This window comes from Pontiella sp., from assembly GCF_041622395.1.
Taxonomy (GTDB): domain Bacteria; phylum Verrucomicrobiota; class Kiritimatiellia; order Kiritimatiellales; family Pontiellaceae; genus Pontiella.
Genome location: NZ_JBFJYW010000309.1, coordinates 1 through 4347, shown reverse-complemented (window position 1 = coordinate 4347; position 4347 = coordinate 1). Strand labels below are relative to the sequence as shown.

Annotated in this window: 3 protein-coding genes, 1 pseudogene and 1 riboswitch; of the genes and pseudogenes, 2 read left to right on the top strand and 2 right to left on the bottom strand. The window is 58.7% G+C overall.

What is annotated here, in order from left to right; genetic code table 11:
* Positions 1 to 91 precede the first annotated feature (91 nt).
* A complete protein-coding gene (locus tag ABYO54_RS14510; RefSeq protein WP_372808960.1) occupies positions 92 to 1066 on the top strand; it encodes an EF-hand domain-containing protein in 975 nt (324 codons plus the stop codon).
* A gap of 47 nt (positions 1067 to 1113) precedes the next feature.
* Here the strand turns inward: ABYO54_RS14510 and ABYO54_RS14505 are convergent, their stop codons facing one another.
* Positions 1114 to 2214 carry a tRNA dihydrouridine synthase gene (locus ABYO54_RS14505; protein ID WP_372808959.1) on the bottom strand — a complete coding sequence of 367 codons (1101 nt, stop codon included), beginning with the start codon at positions 2212 to 2214 and terminating at the stop codon, positions 1114 to 1116.
* Positions 2215 to 2310: 96 nt separating this feature from the next.
* Entirely contained in the window at positions 2311 to 3291 is a 981-nt protein-coding gene (gene bioB / locus ABYO54_RS14500; protein WP_372808958.1) for a biotin synthase BioB, read from the bottom strand.
* 181 nt (positions 3292 to 3472) lie between these two features.
* A riboswitch (TPP riboswitch) is annotated at positions 3473 to 3674 on the top strand.
* A gap of 108 nt (positions 3675 to 3782) precedes the next feature.
* On the opposite strand from bioB, the pseudogene ABYO54_RS14495 reads away from it, so the two are divergent.
* Positions 3783 to 4347, top strand: a pseudogene (locus tag ABYO54_RS14495) (hypothetical protein); the annotation flags it as partial.

The window sequence follows — 4347 nt, the reverse complement described above, 5'->3', positions numbered from 1 at the left end:
GCGCCTGAGCATCACCACCAAGAGCGGCATGACCGCCGTGCGGGACGTCTATTATCCCGATAGCATCCGGGGCAAGTACGTCTGGTAGGCAATGATGAAATCGATACTGCCGGTTTTGTTTTCCGTCGTCATCTCCGCCTTGGGGGACGGGGAGTACCGCGCCTTTGCCGACAAGCAGGGCCGCGAAATCCAGGCCAAGATCGTTCGGATTGCTTCCAACGGCGACGAGGTTTGCCTGGAACGCGATAATCGCCGACGGGTGACGGTGCCTATCGGCATTTTTTCCGACGAGACCCAGCGCTACATCAAGGAGTGGGCCAGTTCCCAGTCGTTTCTGTCGGAACAGCTGTTGAAGGTAGCGGTGAGCGACGAGGTCGAGAGGCGGAAGGAAGAGGTTTACAGCGCCGGTGATTTGGCAAATACGAAGCAAATCGACAAGGTGTTTTACGATCTCACGTTTTCGAATACGGGGGCCGAAGCGCTGGACGAAATGCGGATGGAATACAGAATATTCTACGAGCAGTCGAAGCAGAGGGTGGGGGCTCAGCCGGAGCCCGTGCAGAAGGTGTTTGATGGGGCGGCAAAGATTCCTGTGGCGCCAAGTGGGGGGGAGGTCACCGTGCGTACGGACGCCGTCGAGATCTATGAAGACGTCTTGGTGCCGCGGTATTTCGGGCTGGATACGTACATCGATGATCGAGGCGGGGAGGGCAATGTGCATGGAATCTGGGTGCGGGTGTATCTTAAATTGCCATCCGGCACGGAGCTGATGCGCGAAGTCTGCAAGCCGAATTCGATCAAGAATAAATTTCAGTGGGAGGGGTTCCGTGCACGGACCGCCTCTTCCTCTTCGCCCAACCAATCGGATCGGGCCCGTTTAAACAAGCAGTTTGGGCGGTTCGATGCCAACCACGATGGCCGAATTGAGTTGGACGAGTGGCTTGACGCGAAGGAAGAAATCAATGGCGCTAGGTTTAGCCGCTCCTATGCCACGATGGCTTTCGAGCGGGCGGATTCCGATGGGAGCAAATATCTGAACGAGGATGAGTTTAAAACGACCTCTTAGGTCGCCTTTTTCGCGCCGCTACACGGTCTCTTTGTTCGGAGATGGATTTATGCCTGCATTTCGATCTGGAATCCGGCGTCTTCGATGATCTGCTTATCGGTTTCATAGTCCTGCCCGCCCGTGGTCCAATGGCCCGAGGTGAAGATGGAGTTGGCGTGCCGAGGGGTGGGGTTCAAGCTGCGCAGGATGCTTTTCACGTCCGCAATGCTCTCCGTTTGCATGAGGCGGGCGCGGAGCTCGGCGGCCCCGGGGAACCCTTTCGAATAGATCGAGTAGTAGTGGCGCAGCAGGTGGAAGTTCTTGCTACTTCCCCAGACGCGGTCGAAAAGCTCGGTATGCCGCCAAAGCAGGGCGAGTTTTTCCTCTTTGGTCCGCACCCGTTGCTCTTCCGCGAAGAGCCATGGGTTTCCGAAGATCCCGCGTCCGATCATCGCGCCGTCCAACCCGAATTTTGCACACTTGGTGCGGGCTTCTTTCAATGATTGGACATCGCCGTTTCCCAGGATGGGCAGTTTAAGCCCCAGCTGATCGCGCAGGCGCGCGGCTTTGGCAATCTCGCCCCAGTCGGCCCGGCCGTCCGACATCTGATTTTGCGTGCGGCCATGGATGGTCAGCGCGGCGGGCTTCGTTTCCAGCAGCTGCCCGATCCACTCCTCGGTGGCGACCGACTTCAGGCCAATGCGCGTCTTGACCGACACGGGCAGGGCCGACGCCTCCTGGGCGGCCCGGATGATTTCCTTGGCCAGCGATGGATTGCCGATGAGGCCCGAGCAGCATCCGCGGCGCACGACCTTCGGAACGGGGCAACCCATATTGATGTCGATCCCGTCGAATTCCATCTCCTCCGAGATTTCCTGGATGACCCGTTGATAGTTTTCGGGCGTGTTGCCCCAGATCTGCGCCACGATCTTAACGTTTTTTTTCTTCAGCAGCTTCCGCTCTTCATCGGTAACCCGCAACCGGTGGATGACCCGCTTGCGGGCTTTGGGATGCAACAGCCCGTCGGTCGAGACAAACTCCGTCATCACCACATGCAACGCGCCCGGATCGGCCAGCCCGAGCAACAGCTCGCGCAGGACCGTATCCGTCACATCCTCCATCGGTGCCAAGGCGAGGATCGGAGTATTGAATGTTGCCCAAAAATTCATGCTTGTTGATGAGTGACGATTGACGATTGAGCCGTGAACCTCACGCCTCACGCCTCACGCCTCACGCCTCACGCCTCACGCCTCACGTTTCACGCCTCACGCCTGCATTTCGATCTGGAATCCGGCGTCTTCGATGATCTGCTTGTCGGTTTCATAGTCCTGCCCGCCCGTGGTCAAATAGCCCGAGGTGAAGATGGAGTTGGCGGGGTAGAGGGCGAGCGATTGCAAGCCCCTCAGCGTTTTTTCCCGTCCGCCCGCCACGCGCAGTTCGGCCGTCGGATTCACGAAACGCATCATGCACAGCGCCCGCAGCGCATCGTTGGGCGTGAGCGGATTGGGCTTGCCGTGGAACGGGGTGCCGGGGCGCGGATCGAGGAAGTTGACGGGCACGGAGTCCACGTCGAGGTCGGCCAAGGCAAAGGCGAGGTCGACGCGGTCCTGCAGGCTTTCGCCCATGCCGTAGAGCCCGCCGCAGCAGAGGTCGAGCCCGACCTGCTTGGCGATCCGGGCCGTATTGATCCGCTCCTCGAAATCGTGGGTGGTGACCACCTCCGGGAAAAAGTTGCGGGAGGTTTCGAGGTTGTGGTTGAAGCGGTTGACGCCGGCTTCTTTGAGTTTCAGCGCCTTTTCCTCCGTCAGCAGGCCGAGCGAGGAGCAGATTTCGAGGTGCGGGTGCTTCTGCTTGATCTGGATCGTGGCCGTGCAAATGGTCTCCAGTTCGTTGGGGTTGGGCGCGCGGGTGCTCGCCACCATGCAGTAGCGTTTGGCGTTGCGGTCAACGGCGGCTTGCGCCCCTTCCACGATCTTTTCGACCGTCTGCATGTCGTAGCGCTCGACGTCGTTGAGCGCCCGGGTCGACTGTGAGCAAAAGGTGCAGTCTTCCGGACATTTGCCGCTCTTGACGTTTTGCAGCAGATGGATCGCAACGCTCTTGCCGAAATATTTTTTCCGGATGCGGTAGGCCGCCTGCACCACTTCCAGCAGTTCCTCGTCGGGCGATTCCAATACGGCCAGCGCCTCTTCTTCTGTAATGCTGCCGCCATCAAGAAGGCGGTCGCTTATCGATTTCCAATCCATGGTTTTTCTCCGTTTATGGCGGGCATCGAGCCGATGCCCGGACGGCGAAGCCGCCGTCGCTCCATATTGATCTCAAAGAGCGCGCATAGTAGCGGGGCGGCTCCCATTGCTCAACCCGTAAAAGATGATAAATATAGTCACGAATAAGATTTGACTCCCCCCGTCCGAGGAGTAGTTTCCAACTCATTGCTAGGGGTGCCCTCCCGCTGACGCGGGAAATTTCCAAGCACTAAATCCTAAGTTCTAAACCAGGTCGGAATTCGATGCGGTTTAGGATTTAGGGATTAGAGAATGGAGTTTCCTGCCGTAGGCAGGCCGGGCTGAGAATAACCCTTCGAACCTGTTCGGATCATGCCGGCGTAGGGAAGCGCGCTTTCTTCCCTCCTGTCGTGTTCCGGTCAATAGATTGATTAGCCACGAAAGAACGCAACGGGCGCGAGCGATCATGACTCACGGATCACGCGTGGCGTTCTGACTGAAAGGAAGAAGTCATGATTCAGCAAAAGCATCCATACGACGATTACGGGACCGATTATCCCCATTCCCGCAAAATATACATCCCGGGCAGCCGTCCCGACCTGAAAGTCCCGATGCGGGAGATCCGCCTGACCGACACGAAAAAATCGGACGGATCGATCGAGGAAAATCCGCCGATCCTGGCGTACGACACCAGCGGCCCGATGACGGACCCCAACCATGTGCTTGATTTGGAAAAGGGGCTGCCGCCGCTGCGCCGAAAGTGGATTGCCGAGCGCGGCGATACGGAACCCTACGCCGCGCGCGGCTATCGGCCGGGCGACGACGGGCTGGGGGAGGATGCTAAACGCATTCCGTTCAGGTCGCTGGAAAAAACGGCTCTCCGCGCCAAGCCGGGCGCCAACGTCTCGCAGATGCATTATGCCCGCAAGGGGATCATCACCCCCGAGATGGAATTCATTGCCATCCGCGAAAACCTCGGGCGGCAGGAGGCCTTCCAGGCCGTCTACATGAAATCCGAACACGAAGTCGGCCTGCTTGCCCAGGCGCAGACCGCCGGCATGCGCCATCCGAACCATC

Excerpts from the sequence above, each read along its gene's own strand:
- ABYO54_RS14505 (WP_372808959.1), bottom strand. The coding sequence starts at position 2,214 with ATGAATTTTTGGGCAACATTCAATACTCCGATCCTCGCCTTGGCACCG.
- ABYO54_RS14510 (WP_372808960.1), top strand. The coding sequence starts at position 92 with ATGATGAAATCGATACTGCCGGTTTTGTTTTCCGTCGTCATCTCCGCC.
- bioB (WP_372808958.1), bottom strand. The coding sequence starts at position 3,291 with ATGGATTGGAAATCGATAAGCGACCGCCTTCTTGATGGCGGCAGCATT.